The sequence below is a fragment of the Coralloluteibacterium stylophorae genome, from assembly GCF_018122625.2.
Taxonomy (GTDB): Bacteria; Pseudomonadota; Gammaproteobacteria; order Xanthomonadales; family Xanthomonadaceae; genus Coralloluteibacterium; species Coralloluteibacterium stylophorae.
The window spans coordinates 68,745-82,694 of the sequence record NZ_JAGQFT020000003.1 but is presented as its reverse complement, the minus strand read 5'-3'; the positions used below and the strand labels follow the sequence as shown (position 1 = coordinate 82,694).

Annotated in this window: 14 protein-coding genes; 4 read left to right on the top strand and 10 right to left on the bottom strand. The window is 73.5% G+C overall.

Annotated elements, in window-relative coordinates; translation table 11 throughout:
- Positions 1 to 74: 74 nt before the first annotated feature.
- Together KB893_RS05110 and KB893_RS05105 are read right to left on the bottom strand one after the other, a co-directional pair.
- Positions 75 to 377 (bottom strand): GIY-YIG nuclease family protein, encoded by a 303-nt coding sequence (locus KB893_RS05110; protein ID WP_211927913.1) that lies wholly within the window; start codon positions 375 to 377, stop codon positions 75 to 77.
- A complete protein-coding gene (locus KB893_RS05105; protein ID WP_211927914.1) occupies positions 374 to 1,450 on the bottom strand; it encodes an endonuclease/exonuclease/phosphatase family protein in 1,077 nt (358 codons plus the stop codon). The genes KB893_RS05110 and KB893_RS05105 overlap by 4 nt, the downstream gene beginning before the upstream one ends.
- A 178-nt stretch (positions 1,451 to 1,628) precedes the next feature.
- Here KB893_RS05105 and KB893_RS05100 point away from each other — a divergent pair, with 178 nt between their 5' ends.
- Positions 1,629 to 2,282 (top strand): hypothetical protein, encoded by a 654-nt coding sequence (locus KB893_RS05100; RefSeq protein WP_211927915.1) that lies wholly within the window; start codon positions 1,629 to 1,631, stop codon positions 2,280 to 2,282.
- Here KB893_RS05100 and KB893_RS05095 read toward each other — a convergent pair.
- The gene (locus tag KB893_RS05095) at positions 2,239 to 2,466 is read right to left on the bottom strand and encodes an RNA-binding S4 domain-containing protein (protein WP_211927916.1); all 228 of its coding nucleotides are present in this window, start codon (positions 2,464 to 2,466) and stop codon (positions 2,239 to 2,241) included. The two genes, KB893_RS05100 and KB893_RS05095, sit on opposite strands and share 44 nt — an antisense overlap.
- A 57-nt stretch (positions 2,467 to 2,523) precedes the next feature.
- Positions 2,524 to 2,970 (bottom strand): YaiI/YqxD family protein, encoded by a 447-nt coding sequence (locus KB893_RS05090; protein ID WP_211928155.1) that lies wholly within the window; start codon positions 2,968 to 2,970, stop codon positions 2,524 to 2,526.
- A 363-nt stretch (positions 2,971 to 3,333) separates the two neighbouring features.
- Here KB893_RS05090 and KB893_RS05085 point away from each other — a divergent pair, with 363 nt between their 5' ends.
- The 3 genes from KB893_RS05085 to KB893_RS05075 all read left to right on the top strand — a co-directional run bounded on the left by KB893_RS05085 (position 3,334) and on the right by KB893_RS05075 (position 7,077).
- Positions 3,334 to 4,488 (top strand): cystathionine beta-lyase, encoded by a 1,155-nt coding sequence (locus KB893_RS05085; RefSeq protein ID WP_211928156.1) that lies wholly within the window; start codon positions 3,334 to 3,336, stop codon positions 4,486 to 4,488.
- 215 nt (positions 4,489 to 4,703) lie between these two features.
- A complete protein-coding gene (locus KB893_RS05080; protein WP_213173507.1) occupies positions 4,704 to 6,182 on the top strand; it encodes a SulP family inorganic anion transporter in 1,479 nt (492 codons plus the stop codon).
- Between the two features lie 13 nt (positions 6,183 to 6,195).
- Positions 6,196 to 7,077 carry a universal stress protein gene (locus KB893_RS05075; protein ID WP_246505427.1) on the top strand — a complete coding sequence of 294 codons (882 nt, stop codon included), beginning with the start codon at positions 6,196 to 6,198 and terminating at the stop codon, positions 7,075 to 7,077.
- Between the two features lie 23 nt (positions 7,078 to 7,100).
- Here KB893_RS05075 and KB893_RS05070 read toward each other — a convergent pair whose 3' ends face one another.
- From KB893_RS05070 to KB893_RS05045, 6 genes are all read right to left on the bottom strand, one after another.
- On the bottom strand, positions 7,101 to 7,883 hold the full coding sequence (locus tag KB893_RS05070; protein WP_211927028.1) for an N-formylglutamate amidohydrolase: 783 nt from the start codon (positions 7,881 to 7,883) through the stop codon (positions 7,101 to 7,103).
- Positions 7,884 to 7,905: 22 nt separating this feature from the next.
- The gene (locus KB893_RS05065; RefSeq protein WP_211927029.1) at positions 7,906 to 8,523 is read right to left on the bottom strand and encodes a hypothetical protein; all 618 of its coding nucleotides are present in this window, start codon (positions 8,521 to 8,523) and stop codon (positions 7,906 to 7,908) included.
- 68 nt (positions 8,524 to 8,591) lie between these two features.
- Positions 8,592 to 10,241 carry a vWA domain-containing protein gene (locus KB893_RS05060; protein WP_246505425.1) on the bottom strand — a complete coding sequence of 550 codons (1,650 nt, stop codon included), beginning with the start codon at positions 10,239 to 10,241 and terminating at the stop codon, positions 8,592 to 8,594.
- Positions 10,242 to 10,297: 56 nt separating this feature from the next.
- Complete coding sequence (gene dacB / locus KB893_RS05055) at positions 10,298 to 11,944, bottom strand: D-alanyl-D-alanine carboxypeptidase/D-alanyl-D-alanine endopeptidase (protein ID WP_213173506.1); 1,647 nt, start codon at positions 11,942 to 11,944, stop codon at positions 10,298 to 10,300.
- Positions 11,945 to 11,958: 14 nt separating this feature from the next.
- Entirely contained in the window at positions 11,959 to 12,804 is an 846-nt protein-coding gene (locus KB893_RS05050) for a DUF72 domain-containing protein (protein WP_211927031.1), read from the bottom strand.
- Between the two features lie 74 nt (positions 12,805 to 12,878).
- Positions 12,879 to 13,832, bottom strand: a complete 954-nt coding sequence (locus tag KB893_RS05045) for a DMT family transporter (protein ID WP_211927032.1) — start codon at positions 13,830 to 13,832, stop codon at positions 12,879 to 12,881.
- Positions 13,833 to 13,950 lie beyond the last annotated feature (118 nt).

Here is a 13,950-nt window from a genome sequence, read left to right as displayed (position 1 = left end):
CCGACCTGCATGCGCCGGCAGAGGTGGCTCCGTCCGCTCGGGTCGGAGCAATGCCGAGGAAGCCGGCCGCGCGCTCAGCCGGCGCGTGGAACTGGTGTTGCGGCAGCCGCGGCGGTGTCGAAGAACGCGCGCTTCATCGCCGGGCGCAGGCGCTTGACCGCGTATTCCAGGCGCAGCGCCTCGCCGCGGTCGGCGCAGGCGCGCACGCCGACGATCCGCTGCGGAGGATGCGCGCGCGTGTAGCGCGCGCCGGTGCCGGCGCGATGCGCAGCGAGACGCTTCTCCACGTCGACCGCGATGCCCGTGTACAGCGAGCCGTCGCGGCATTCGAGCAGGTACACGAACCAGCGGTCGTCCGCGGCCGCCACCGTCGTCATACCGGCGCCACGTCCGCCTGCACGCCGGCCTTGGCGAGCACGTCCTGAGCCTCCTCGCGGGCGTCGGCATCGCGCTCGAGGCCTGCGTCCGGGTCGTTCTCGCCCGGATCGAGCGCCAGCGTCACCACGATCGGGAAATGATCGGAGCCGATGCCCGGCAGCCTGCGGATGTCGACCAGGGTGAAATGACTGCTGTGGAAGAGGTGGTCCAGCGGCCAGCGCAGCACCGGGATCCTGGCGTGGAAGGTGTTGAACATGCCGCGGCCGACGCGCGGATCGAGCAGGCCGCTCACCTTGCGGAACAGCCGCGTCGTGCGCGACCACGCCACGTCGTTGAGGTCGCCGGCGACGATGACCGGCAGCTCGCTCCTGGCGCAGGCCCGGCCCACGACGACGAGCTCGGCATCGCGCTCGGTGGAGTCGTCGGCCTCGGTCGGACTCGGCGGACGCGGATGCACGCAGTGCAGGGCGAAGCGCTGGCCGTTGCGCATGCGCACGTGCGCGTGCGCCGAGGGGATGTCGTCCTCGACCAGGAAACGGATCTCGCCGTCGTCGAGCGGCAGCCGCGAGTACACGTTCATGCCGTAGAGGTTGTCGAGCGGGCAGCGCAGCGTGTGCGGGTACTCGTCGACGAGCACGTCGAGCCGCTCCTGCCACCAGCTGTCGGTCTCCACCGCGATGAGGATGTCCGGATCCTCGCGCCGGACCAGGTCGAGCAAGGCATCCGAGTTCCGATTGGTCATCAACACGTTGGAGGCGAGGAAGGTGATCCGGCCGAGGTCGCGGTCGTCGGCGTCGGCGACCTCGCGCCGCTTCAGGCGCGTGTAGGGCCAGATCCACCAGGCCTGGTAGGCCAGGCACAGCCCGTTGGCCACGGTCACGCCGATCGTCCAGGCCCGCTCCGGGCTGCCGCCCACGAGGAGATGCGCCGCCAGCAGGGCGAGCGAGGCGAAGACCAGGAGCAGGCGGGGAAAGTCCAGCGCGCGCACCCACCACACCTCGGTGCGCAGGAGGGGCAGGGCGGTCAGCGCCACGAGCACCGCGGTCAGGGCCGCGAACACCCATTCGGTCATTGGTCGTCTCTGGTCGGTGGTCGCGCGATTGTGCCGGAGCCCCCGGCGAAGCGTTCGTGGACGACCCCGGCGACGCAGTGTGCCGCCACGTGCCCGCCGCAGTTCCGGGACCGTTCGCGCCGCCTTGTCGCCGCAGCGGCGAGGGTCGGGGGTTTCCGTTTCCGTCCGATCGCCGACCTTGGACTGCGTCGACCGACCCCATACGCACACCGACACGTCCCGTGCGCTGACCTCCGGCGAACGCGCGATCGTGCGGCGGATGTTCGGCGGCGCCGTGGACGCCGATCGGGTGAGGGTGTTCGCGCGCTGCTACCTGCCCTTCGGCCTGCAGCCGCGCGGCACCGCGATGGCTCCGGACGGCGCGATCTACTTCCATCCCACGCGCTTCCGCGGCGATTTCGCCGACCCGGCGCGGCCGGGTGCGCAGCGCTGGTTCGTGCACGAGATGACCCACGTCTGGCAGCACCAGCTCGGCTTCCCGGTGAAGTGGCGCGGCGCGGTCCGGCTGGGGCTGTCCTACGACTACGCGCTGCGCGACGGTGCCCGGCTCGGCGACTTCGACATGGAGGCGCAGGGCGAGATCCTGGCCGATGCCTTCGTCCTCGGCGTGCTGGGGCGGCCCGAGTTCGTGGCCCAGGCCGAGCATCGCCGCGATCCGCTGCACGCGGTCAGGCTCGACGCGCTGATGCGCGATTTCCTGCGCGATCCCGGCGACCGCCGGCACCTGCCGGCGCTGTCGCGCGGTTGGCAGGCGCTGGCGCGCGTGATTCCGGCGCTCGGGTGCGCGCCTAGCGGGGAGCTTCTACGCGGATCGCGGCGCCGCCCAGGGTGACCATCTGTCCCGCGCGGATCTTGCAGGTCTTGCGCAGCTCGACGCTGCCGTCGACGCGAACCTCGCCCGAGGCGACCAGGGCCTTGCCCTGGCCGCCGCTGCCGGCGAGGCCGGTGAGCTTGAGCAGCTGGTTGAGCTCGACGAAGTCGTGGCCGGGGTCGAGGGCGAAGGTCTGGACGGTCATGGCGGCGCGGCTGCGGGCGGCCGCCGATGGTCGCATGCGCGCGGGTGGCGCGGGGTTTCAGCGCCTGCGCGCCAGCAGCCGGTCGAGCGCGTTGGCGAAGGCCTGCCGGTCGCGCGGATGCAGCGCCGCCGGCCCCCCGGTATCGACGCCGGCGCCGCGGAGTTCGTCCATGAAGTTCCGCATCGACAGGCGCTGGGCGATGGTGTCGCGGGTGTAGAGCTCGCCGCGTGGATTGAGCGCATGCCCGCCCTTCTCGATGGCGCGGGCGGCGAGCGGGATGTCGGCGGTGACCACGAGATCGCCCGCCGCCATGCGTTCGACGATCGCGTCGTCGGCCACGTCGGGGCCGCCGGCCACCTGGATGCTGCGCACGAAGCGCGACGGCGGCGTCCGCACCCACTGGTTGGCGACCAGAGTCATCTCCACCTGCGCGCGCTCGGCGGCACGGAACAGGATGTCCTTGATGACGTTGGGGCAGGCGTCGGCGTCGATCCAGAGGTGCATGGGGTGGGGTGAAGCGGGAATGGGAAATCGGGAATCGGGAATCGGGAGGTGGTAGGGCCGCGAAGCCGGCAGAGGCGGTGTCCGATCTGCCGGCCCTGCGTTGGCGAGGGATTCGGAGATGCCGGAACGGCGGAACCGTGTCCTCAGCCTACCTGGATCAGTGGCCAGCGACTCCGGCCGCAAGCAGCCTGACCCTTCCCAATCCCCGATTCCCGATTCCCGATTCCCGATTCCCAATCCCCGATTCCCAATCCCCGATTCCCAATCCCCGATTCCCAATTCCCGATGCGCCGCTCTTCGTCCCCATTTCCGCTCCCCCAGCCCGATGCCACACTCCCCGGTCCCTCCGAGCCCGGCCCCACCATGACCGACTGGCGCACCCGCCTGCTGCATCCGACCGCGTCCGCGCCCGGCGGATTCCGTTCGCTGGCGGTACCGACCTACCGCGGCTCGACCACGCTGTTCGAGCGCGCGGCCGACCTGGAGGACAACTGGCGGCGGCTGGACCACTACACCTACGGCCTGTTCGGCACCCCGACCTCGCGCGAGCTGGCGCTGCGCGTGGCCGAGCTCGAGGGCGGCGGGCAGACGCTGCTGGCGCCGAGCGGGCTGGGGGCGATCGCCCTGGTGTGGTTCGCCTTCGCCCGCAGCGGCGCGCATGCGCTGGTGCCCGACAACGTCTACGTCCCCAACCGCGCCCTCGGCGCCGACCTGGCCCGGCGCTTCGGCATGCGCGTGGACAGCTACGACCCGATGCGGCCCGCCTCGCTCGCGGAGCGGCTGTGCGACGAGACCGTGCTGGTCTGGGTGGAGACGCCCGGTTCGGTGACGATGGAAGTTCCCGACGTGGGCGCGCTGGCCGAGGCCGCGCACGCGCGCGGCGCGGTGGTGGCGGTCGACAACACCTACGCCGCCGGCGTGCTGTTCGACGCCTTCGCGCACGGCGCCGACGTCAGCATGCAGGCGCTGACCAAGTACGTCGGCGGCCACAGCGACCTGCTGCTCGGCGCGGTGACCGCGCGCGAGGACGCATACGTGCAGGCGCTGCGCCATGCGCGCGACATCCTCGGCATGGCGGTGTCGCCGGACGAGTGCGCGCTGGCCCTGCGCGGCCTGCAGACCCTCGGCGTGCGCCTGGCGCACCTGGAGACGGCGGCGCTGGCGGTCGCGCACTGGCTGGCCGCGCGGCCGGAGATCGACATCGTGCTGCACCCGGCGCTGGCCTCGTGCCCGGGCCACGCGAACTGGGTGCGCGACTTCCAGGGCTCGGCCAGCATCTTCTCGGTCGTGTTCGATGCGCGCTTCGGCCGCGAAGAGGTCGAGCGCTTCGTCGACGCGCTGGGGCTGTTCGGCATCGGCTACAGCTGGGGCGGGACGCGGAGCCTGGCGTTGCCGCAGTTCCAGCTCGGGGCGCGCACCCGCGACTACGGCGAGCGCCTGGTGCGCTTCAACATCGGCCTGGAGGCGGTGGACGACCTGATCGCCGACCTCGAACAGGCCCTGGCGAGCCTGGGCTGACGCCGCGCCGGACGACAGCCGCGGCGGCAGCCGCTATCATGCTGCGCCGCAACGCCCGCGCCGCCGTCCGGTCGCGCCCACGAGCAGCGATGACGCCACCCTGATCCCCGTTCGACGCCGTTGAACCGTGCAGTGCGCGCCGTGCGTGTGCCTGCGCGATCCCTCCTGTCCGAACGATGCGCGGGCGCCGCAGGCGTACCGCGCGAGGTGGCCATATGCTCCAGACACTCCGCCGCGAGTGGTTCTCAAACGTCCGCGGCGACCTGCTCGCGGGTCTCGTCGTCGCGCTCGCCCTGATCCCCGAGGCGATCGCGTTCTCGCTGATCGCCGGCGTCGACCCCGCCGTCGGCCTCTATGCCTCCTTCTGCATCGCAGTGGTGATCGCCTTCGCCGGAGGGCGGCCCGGCATGATCTCGGCGGCGACCGGCGCCATGGCGCTGGTGATGGTCGGCCTCGTCCGCGACCACGGGCTGCAGTACCTGTTCGCCGCGACGGTGCTCACCGGCATCCTCCAGTTCCTCGCCGGCATGCTGCGGCTGGCGGACCTGATGCGGTTCGTGTCGCGCTCGGTGGTGACCGGCTTCGTCAACGCGCTGGCGATCCTGATCTTCATGGCCCAGCTGCCCGAGCTGATCGCGGTGCCGTGGGCGGTGTATCCCATGGTCGCCGCGGGGCTGGGCATCATCTACCTGTTCCCGCTGCTGACGCGCGTCGTGCCGTCGCCGCTGGTCGCGATCGTCGTGCTGACGGCGGTGGCGATCGGCTTCGGCATCGAGATCCCGACGGTGGGCGACAAGGGCGAGCTGCCGTCGTCGCTGCCGGCATTCCTGCTGCCCGACGTGCCGCTGAACCTCGAGACGCTGACGATCATCCTGCCGGTGTCGCTCACCCTGATGGTGGTCGGCCTGCTGGAGTCGATGATGACCGCGCAGATCGTGGACGACCTCACCGACACCTCGAGCGACCGCCACCGCGAGGCGCGGGGACAGGGCATCGCCAACTTCATCACCGGCTTCTTCGGCGGCATGGCTGGCTGCGCCATGATCGGGCAGTCGGTGATCAACGTGAAATCGGGCGGACGCGGCCGGCTGTCGACCCTGGTCGCCGGTGTGGTCCTGCTGATCCTGGTGGTGTTCCTGGGCGACTGGGTGGCGCGGATCCCGATGGCGGCGCTGGTCGCGGTGATGATCATGGTCTCCATTGGCACCTTCAGCTGGGCCTCGCTCAAGGCGCTGAAGACCATGCCCAGGAGCTCGAGCGTGGTGATGATCGCGACCGTCGCGGTCACCGTCGCCACCCACGACCTGGCCAAGGGCGTATTGACCGGCGTGCTGCTGTCGGCGCTGTTCTTCGCCCGCAAGGTGTCGGCGTTGATGCAGGTGAACTCGACGGCATCGGCCGATGGCCACGAGCGCGAGTACGTGGTGACGGGCCAGGTGTTCTTCGCCGCGGCCGAGCGCTTCGGCGCCGCGTTCGAGTTCCGCGAGGCCCTCAGGCGGGTGCGCATCGACGTGACACGCGCGCACTTCTGGGACCTGAGCGCGGTCGGCGCGCTGGACCGGGTCGTGCTCAAATTCCGGCGCGAGGGCACGGAGGTCGAGGTCGTCGGCCTGAACGAGGCCAGCCGGACCCTGGTCGAGCGCCTCGGCGTCCACGACAAGCCGGATGCGTCGCCCGACGCGTCGGCCCACTGAGGAGGAACGCGACATGTCCATGGCAACGGAAACCGTCCCCACCGGCGCCGGCTGCGTGCTCGCCGCGATCGACCGCTCCGCCTACACCGAGAGCGTCTGCGCCCATGCCGCCTGGGCCGCCTCGCGGCTGGGCGCGCCGCTGGAATTCCTGCACCTGCCGGACCGCCGCCAGCCGGCGGCGCCCAGCGTGGACTGGAGCGGCAGCATCGGTGTCGACGCGCAGATGGAACTCCTGCGCGAGCTGGCCGAACTCGACGAACGCCGCAACGCCATCTCGCAGCAGCAGGGCGAGCAGTTGCTGGCGGAGGCCGCCGCGCTCGCGCAGGGCCGCTACGGCATCGCTGCGGCGACGCGCCAGCGCCACGGCAGCCTGACCGAGAACCTCGATGCGCTGCAGCCGGACGTGCGCCTGTTCGTGATGGGCAAGCGCGGCGAGCATGCCGACTTCGACCGCGGCCATCTCGGCGGCAATCTCGAGCGCGTGGCGCGCGCGGTGCAGCGGCCGCTGCTGGTCGCCGCACGGGCGTTCCAGGAGATCGCCCGCTTCGCGATCGCCTACGACGGCAGTCCGGCGGCGCGCCGCGCGGTGGAGATGGTGGCCGCCAGTCCGCTGCTGCGGGGCCTTCCGGGCGACGTCGTCACCGTCGGCGAGGCCCGCGGCGAGGGCGGCCAGGACTGGGCGCGGGAGACGCTCGCCGCGCGCGGCTTCGAAATCGCCTGCCATCGGCTCGAGGGCGCGCGCGAGGAGGCGCTGGCGGCGCACGTCGAACGCGCCGGCATCGGCCTGCTGGTGATGGGCGCCTGGGGCCACGGCCGCGTGCGCAACCTGTTCGTCGGCAGCACCACCACCGAGGTGCTGCGGGCCTGCCGGATCCCGGTCCTGCTGCTGCGCTGAAGGGACGCCGGCCGCGGCCGGCCTCATGTCCCCAGCGTGGCGGCGGCGCGCTGCAGCCAGTCCGCCAGCCGCGCCGCCCAGTCGGCCTGGCCAGGCGCGTCGGCGATCAGGTCCTGGCGCACCTCGATCTCGACGTAGGGCAGGCCGCGCGCCTGGCCGTGGGTCGGGATCGAGTATTCCGCGGTGTCGCTGATCGCGTAGGGCTCGTTGTCGCCCGCGACCCAGCGCCCGTCGGCGCGGATCAGCGCCAGCATCGCATCGCTCATGCGCGTGTCCTGCTGGTGCAGCATGCCCAGGTGCCAAGGCCTGGGGACGCCGTCGTAGACCTCGGTGAAGCTGTGCATCGACACCAGGATCGTGGGCAGGCCGGCGGCCTGGCGGCGGTCCAGCTCGGCCGCGATCGCGGCGTGGTAGGGCTCGAAGATCCCGCGCACCCGCGCCGCGCGCTGCGCGTCGTCGAGCCCGAGGTTGCCGGGGACAGGCGTGTTCTCGCTGCGCTCGGGAATGCGCGTCGGCGAGCCCGCCGGGCGGTTGCAGTCGATCACCAGGCGCGAATAGGTCTGCGTGATCAGGAAGGCGTCCAGCGCCTGCGCCAGGTGCCGGGCGACGCCGGCGGCGCCGATGTCCCAGGCGATGTGGCGCTCCCATTCCGGCGCCGGCACGCCGAGGTCCCCGAGCGCGCGCGGCACCGCGCGACCGGCGTGGTCGCAGATCAGCACGAACGGCGAGGCGCCGTCGCTGCGTTCGATGGCGAAGGGGGCGGGGTCGTCGGCGGCGAGAAGCGGGGCGGGTCGGGTCATGCGCATCAGGCTAGCGCATGCGCGCCGCTCAGCAGGCCGGGATGCGGCCGATCACGTAGCCGTTGGCCCGCTCCGGACCGGCGATCACCGCCACCGAGTCGACCGCGCCGCCCTGCGCGCAGATCGCGCCCTCGCCCGGCTGCGCGGTCACCACGTGGGCCGGACGCATGTAGACCTCGCCCTCGTCGGTGCCGGTGCGGGTGAAGCCGGCGAGCGCGGCCTCGACCGCGGCCGGCGGCATCGCCAGCGCCAGTCCGTGCGGCAGCAGGCTCGCCGTGTCGACGCTGGCCACCGCGCAGCCGGCGGCCAGCGCCGCGGTCGCCGGCATCACCCGCGCCTGGGTCACCACCGGCTCGCCGCCCGGCTGCGGCCGCGTCGCCGCGAAGCGCAGCTCGAGTTCGCCGCCGGCGCCGTCGGAGACGCGGTAGCAGGTCTCGGTGGCCGTGTCCTCGGGCTGGTTGCCGCGCGCGATCCGCTGCGAGGCTCCGAAGCGTTCGGCGACGTCGGCGAGGCTGTCGAAGCCGAGCGCGATGCCGGCCACCCGCGGTGCGTCGGCAGGCGGCTGCGGATCCTGCGGCGGCGTGGTCGCGCAGGCGGCGACGGCGAGGGTGAGGAGGCAGGCGGACGGCAGCGGGAATGGCTTCATGCAGCGACGGTTCCGGGGATCGGGCGCCGGAGTATCGGCGGCGCCCGGTCAACCGGATGTCGCCGCGCTCAGTCGGCGCCCGCCGCCGCCGCGACCGGTTCGAGGGCCTGGGCGTGGCGCGCGAGGCGCAGGAACTCCGCGCGCTCGCCCGCGGCATCGTCGCCGCGCGCGCCCTGCGCGAGCGCGATCGTCTCGTCCCAGCCGAACCCGCCCACGTGCGCGCCGCCGCGCAGCAGGTCGGCGTAGGCGGCGACGGCGGCGGCGAAGCGGAAATCCGTGCCCGGCACCGCGCGCATGTCGGCCTGCCGGATCGGCGTCTCGACGAGGCGGCTGGCATCGGCGCGGGGCTCCTTGTAGCGCAGCCTGAGCCAGGCCAGCTCGTCGCCATGCGCCGGCGCCGCGGCGGGCGCCGCGTAGCGCAGCGGGGCGATCCGCTCGCCGCCGGAGCCCGCCAGCGCGATCTCGTAGAGCGCGGTGACGGTATGGCCGGCCCCGATGTCGCCGGCGTCCACGCGGTCGTTGTCGAAATCCTCCCGGCGCAGGAGGCGGTTCTCGTAGCCGATCAGCCGGTACTCGGCCACCTGCGCGGGATTGAACTCGACCTGCACCTTCACGTCGCGGGCGATGGTCATCAGCGTCGAGCCCATCTGTTCGACCAGCACCCGGCGCGCCTCCAGCGCGCTGTCGATGTAGGCATGGTTGCCGTCGCCGAGATCGGCGAGGCGTTCGGCCATGGCGTCGTTGTAGTTGCCGGTGCCAAAACCCAGGGTCGACAGCGCCACGCCGGTCGCGCGCTGGCGCGCCACCATGGTCTCCAGCGCGCCCTGGTCGACGGTGCCGACGTTGAAGTCGCCGTCGGTCGCCAGCAGCACCCGGTTGATGCCGCCCTCGACGAAGCCCTGCCGGGCCAGCGCGTAGGCGAGCTCGAGGCCGGCGCCGCCGTTGGTGGAGCCGCCCGCCTCGAGCCGGCCGAGCGCGGCGAGGATCTCGCCGTGCTGGTCGCCGGGCGTCGGCGCCAGCACCATGCCTGCCGAGCCGGCGTAGGCCACGATCGCCACGCGGTCCTGCGCGCGCAGCTGGCCCACGAACTGGCCGAACGCCTGCTTCAGCAGCGGCAGCTTGGCCGGCGAGTGCATCGAGCCGGAGGTGTCGATCAGCAGCACCAGGTTGGCCGGCGGCAGCGCGCTGCGGTCGATGTCGTAGCCGCGGATGCCGATCCGGAGCAGGTGGCGGCGCGGGTCCCAGGGTGCCGGCGCGACCTCGGTCGACACCGAGAACGGCACCTCCGGCGACGCCGGCAACGGGTAGTCGTAGCGGAAGTAGTTGATCAGCTCCTCGGCGCGCACCGCGTCCGCCGGCGGCAGCCGGCCATCGACCAGCATGCGCCGCACGTTGCTGTAGCTGCCGGTGTCGACGTCGACGGAGAAGGTCGACACCGGCTGTTCCGCGACACGCTGCACCGGGTTGGGCGCGATCTCCGCGTACCGGTCGGTATCGACCTGCGGCCCCGGCTGCGGCGGAAGGGCGACCCGCGCCTGCGGCGCGTACATCGCGGCTGGAGCGGGTGGCGCGGGTGGAGAGGGAGGCGGGGGCGACGCGGGCGCGGCGACCGGAGAGGGGTCTTCGAACACCACCGGTGGCACCTCGGCCGCGCGGCGGGCGCAGCCGGCGGCGAGGAGGGCGACGACGAGCAGGGCGAGCGACGGGAAACGCGGCATGGTGTCCTCCAGTGACAGTGGTGCAGTCCTGGAACGGATGGTACGTGCGCTTCGGGTCAGGGCGAATCCGACCCGGCGGTGCCTCCTGCGCCGGCGATCAGGGCGGCGAGCGCGTCGATGTCCTCGCGCGCAGAGGGCCCGACCGGCCTGCCCTGCGCGTCGCGCGGCGGCTCGTAGCGGTCCAGCAGCAGCGAGAAGGCGAGCGGGCGCCCGCCGGCGAAGGTCACGACCCCCGACAGCGCATTGCTGTAGCGCACGGTGCCGGTCTTGGCGCGCAGCCGGCCCTGCAACGGCGTGCCGCGGAAGCGGTTGCGCAGGGTGCCGTCGACGCCGGCGACCGGCAGCGCGTCGAGATAGGCCGCGGCCCACGGCTGCCGCTGCGTCCATGCGATCAGCGCGGTAGTCGCCCGCGGCGTGACCAGGTCGCGCCGCGACAGGCCGCTGCCTTCCTCGAGCAGGACCTCGTCGCGAGGGATGCCCGCGTCGGCCAGCAGCGCATCCAGCGCGCAGCGTCCCCATGCCTCGGCGGTGCGCGGGATCGCGCCGGGCGTGGCGCAGGATCCCGCCGCCTGTGCCGCGCGTCCGGCCTGCAGCCACAGGTGCTGGGCGATCAGGTTGTCGGAATCCTTGAGCGCGCGGCGGACGATCTCGGCAAGCGGCGGCGACGCCACCTCGGCGAGCGGCTGCGGCGCTGGCACCGGCGTGTCCGGCCAGCGCCGCACCCGGATACCGCCGTCGACGACGATGCCGGCATGCGCCAGCGCCTCGCGCAGCAGGGCCGCCGCCATGCGCGCGGGATCGGGCGCGGCGAGGCGGAAGCCGCGCACCGACGGCGCCGCGGACACGCGGCCGTGGACGACGAGCCCGGAGCTTCCGAGCGGTCGGTAGAGGCCGAGCTCGTCGGTCGCGCCGACGCCGCTGTGGTCGAGCCGGTCCAGCACCTCCACGCCGGCGGCCTGCGGGTCCACGCCGAAGCGGCAGCAGGCCTGGCCGTCGCGGGCGATCGTGAGGCCGAAGGCGTTGCCCTGCACGCTCAGCGCCGGGACCGGCGGGGCATAGGCGGTGAGCAGGTCGGCGGCTTCCCAGCCCGAGGGCGTGGGCGGGCCTGCGTAGAGCGTCTCGTCGGCGAGGAGGTCGCCGCGCACGCGGCGCAGCCCGCGCGCGGCCAGGGCCGAGGCGAGCGCGTCGGCCCAGCCGGTGTCGGCGCGTCCCTCGGCGTCGAGCCCCAGGACCGGATCGCCCCCGCCGACGAGGACGAGATCGCCGGCGAGGGTGCCGTCGGCCGCGGGCGTCGCGGTGGCCGCCAGGCGGGTGACGAAGCGGTGGTCGGGGCCGAGCGCGTGCAGCGCCATCGCCGCGCTGTAGAGCTTGGCGTTGGAGGCGGGAATGGCGAGTTTCCCGGCTTGACGCGCGGCCAGCGTCGTGCCGCTGTCCAGCGCCACGACTTGGACGCCCCAGTCCGCGGCGGCGAAGCGCGGCTGCGCGACGAAGGCGGCGATGCGCGCCTGCAGCGGGGCATCGCTCGCGGGCGGTGGCGGTAGCGGCGCGGAGGGACGCGGTGGGGCGGGACGCGCGGCCGGTTCCACGGCCGGGGCGGCCGGTGGCGCGACCGGCGCGCTGGCGCAGGCGGCGAGCAGCAGGGCGAGACAGGCGGCGCTGGCGCGACGGCCGGCGGACGGGGCGGTGCGGTGGAGTCGGAGCATGCGTGGCGGGACGGTCACAGGCGCTCGATCAGCGCCATGGCGGCGGCGGGATTGCGGGCCTTGGCGGCGCCGATGAAGAACACGAACACCTCGCGGGCGGCAGCCGGCGGATCGTCCGGTGGCGCGACGCGGGGCAGGTCGTCGGGTGCGGCGCCGCCGGCCCAGGCGCGGGCGCGTGCCGCCCAGGCGTCGAGCTCCGGCGCCGGATAGCCGCAGGCCTCGCCGGCACGGCTGCGCATCAGGCGCAGGTAGGCGAACCCGGCGGTGAGGTCGGCGAGGTTCGGATAGTCGGGGGCGTCGGTGATCACCGTCGCCACCCCGTGCGTGCGCGCCAGCGCGAGGTAGTCGGCGCAGAGGAAGCTCGGATCGCGCACCTCGACCACGTGGCGCAGGGGTCGCCCAGCGAGCGTGCGTGGCAGCGCGTCGAGGAATGCGGCGAGATCGTCGCGGTCGAAGCGGTGGCCGAGCGGCGCCTGCCACAGCACCGGCCCGAGGTGCTCCCCGAGCTCCTCCAGGCCGCCCTCCAGAAAGCGCCGCGCGGCCGCGGTCTGGGCGCGCCAGCGCGGGCTGGTCACGATCCATTTCGGCGCCTTGGCGGCGAAGACGAAGCCCGCCGGTACCTCGGCGGCCCAGCGGGCGAAGGTCGCCGGCTTCTGCGGCCCGTGGTAGGTGCCGTTGATCTCGATCGCGCTCAGGTGCCGGCTGGCGTATTCGAGTTCGCGTCGCTGCACCAGCCCGCGCGGGTAGAAGTTGTCGCGCCAGGGCGCGAACACCCAGCCGCCGATGCCGACGCGGATGCCGTGCGGTGCGGCGACGGCATCGTCCCTGGCGGCGTCGGGGGTGAAGAGGTCGGCGGGCATCGGGTCGCGGGCGTCGGGGAATCGGGGAGTCGGGGCAGGGTAACGGCCGCGGGTGCGCGCGGAGTCAATCCGCGTCAGTCGATCAGCTGCTTGTCCTCGGCCGTCGCCAGGGTGCCGCGGGCGCCTGCGCGGCGGCGCACCGGCCGTGCGAGGAGTGGATGCACCAGCACCGCCGCGAGGATCACCGCGACGCCGAGGTAGAACAGGCCGGTCAGCTCGCGCTGCTCGTCCAGCAGCAGTGCGGCCAGCACGATGGCGTAGACCGGTTCCAGGTTCACCGCGAGCTGGGCGGCGAAGGCGCTCATGTGCCGCAGCGCGACGAGCGACAGCGCGAACGGCAGCAGGGTGCAGACCATCGACAGCAGCACGATGAGCAGCGCGTCGCGCACGCCGGGCAGCACGAAGGGATCGCCGCCCAGCGCAGGCAGCAGGAACGGCATCGCCGGCGCGAGTGCGGTCAGCGCCAGCGTGCCCGCGCCCAGCTCGAGGGCGGTGACGGTGAGCGGATCGGCGTGGTCGACCAGGCGCTTGTTGAGCGAGCCGAACAGCGCCACGAGCAGGGCCGAGAGCGCGCCCACAGCGATGCCTAGGCGCATGTCGGCGGACACGCCGCCCACCACCAGGCCGACGCCGGGCAGCACGGCGATGCCCAGCGCCAGCTCGCGGCGCGAGAAGCGCCGGCGCGCCAGCAGCGGTTCGACCACCGCGGTGAAGGCCGTCGCCAGCGCGATGCAGGTCGCGGCGACCGAGGCGTTGGCGAGCTTGATCGCGCCGTAGAAGGTCAGCCAGTGCAGCGCGACCAGCACACCGACGCCGGCGTAGGCGCCGCGCAGCCGCCACGGCATCGCCCGCAGGCCGCGCCAGACCCGCGGCAGCAGGGCCAGGGCCGCGACCACCAGCAGCATGCGCCACCACACCAGCGGCAGCGCCGGCAGGCTGATCAGCTTGCCGATGATCGCGGTGAAGCCCCAGAGGAGCACGCACAGGTGGATCTGCGCCTGGGCGCGCAGGGTGGGGGAGACGCTCATCCGCCCATCGTCCTGCCGGACGGGGCGGAGCGTGGAAGCGGGCGGCGGCCGGGCATGCGGGCAGGAGCTCTGGCGGGAATCGTCCATTCTGGGGCAAGCCGCGCCAGGATCCGCCCCC

What these genes read in the sequence shown, in the direction of transcription:
- KB893_RS05110 (WP_211927913.1), bottom strand. Translation starts at nt 377, where the DNA reads ATGACGACGGTGGCGGCCGCGGACGACCGCTGGTTCGTGTACCTGCTC.
- KB893_RS05070 (WP_211927028.1), bottom strand. Translation starts at nt 7,883, where the DNA reads ATGCGCATGACCCGACCCGCCCCGCTTCTCGCCGCCGACGACCCCGCC.
- KB893_RS05065 (WP_211927029.1), bottom strand. Translation starts at nt 8,523, where the DNA reads ATGAAGCCATTCCCGCTGCCGTCCGCCTGCCTCCTCACCCTCGCCGTC.
- KB893_RS05060 (WP_246505425.1), bottom strand. Translation starts at nt 10,241, where the DNA reads ATGCCGCGTTTCCCGTCGCTCGCCCTGCTCGTCGTCGCCCTCCTCGCC.
- KB893_RS05075 (WP_246505427.1), top strand. Translation starts at nt 6,196, where the DNA reads ATGTCCATGGCAACGGAAACCGTCCCCACCGGCGCCGGCTGCGTGCTC.
- KB893_RS05105 (WP_211927914.1), bottom strand. Translation starts at nt 1,450, where the DNA reads ATGACCGAATGGGTGTTCGCGGCCCTGACCGCGGTGCTCGTGGCGCTG.
- KB893_RS05045 (WP_211927032.1), bottom strand. Translation starts at nt 13,832, where the DNA reads ATGAGCGTCTCCCCCACCCTGCGCGCCCAGGCGCAGATCCACCTGTGC.
- dacB (WP_213173506.1), bottom strand. Translation starts at nt 11,944, where the DNA reads ATGCTCCGACTCCACCGCACCGCCCCGTCCGCCGGCCGTCGCGCCAGC.
- KB893_RS05050 (WP_211927031.1), bottom strand. Translation starts at nt 12,804, where the DNA reads ATGCCCGCCGACCTCTTCACCCCCGACGCCGCCAGGGACGATGCCGTC.
- KB893_RS05080 (WP_213173507.1), top strand. Translation starts at nt 4,704, where the DNA reads ATGCTCCAGACACTCCGCCGCGAGTGGTTCTCAAACGTCCGCGGCGAC.
- KB893_RS05090 (WP_211928155.1), bottom strand. Translation starts at nt 2,970, where the DNA reads ATGCACCTCTGGATCGACGCCGACGCCTGCCCCAACGTCATCAAGGAC.
- KB893_RS05095 (WP_211927916.1), bottom strand. Translation starts at nt 2,466, where the DNA reads ATGACCGTCCAGACCTTCGCCCTCGACCCCGGCCACGACTTCGTCGAG.
- KB893_RS05085 (WP_211928156.1), top strand. Translation starts at nt 3,334, where the DNA reads ATGACCGACTGGCGCACCCGCCTGCTGCATCCGACCGCGTCCGCGCCC.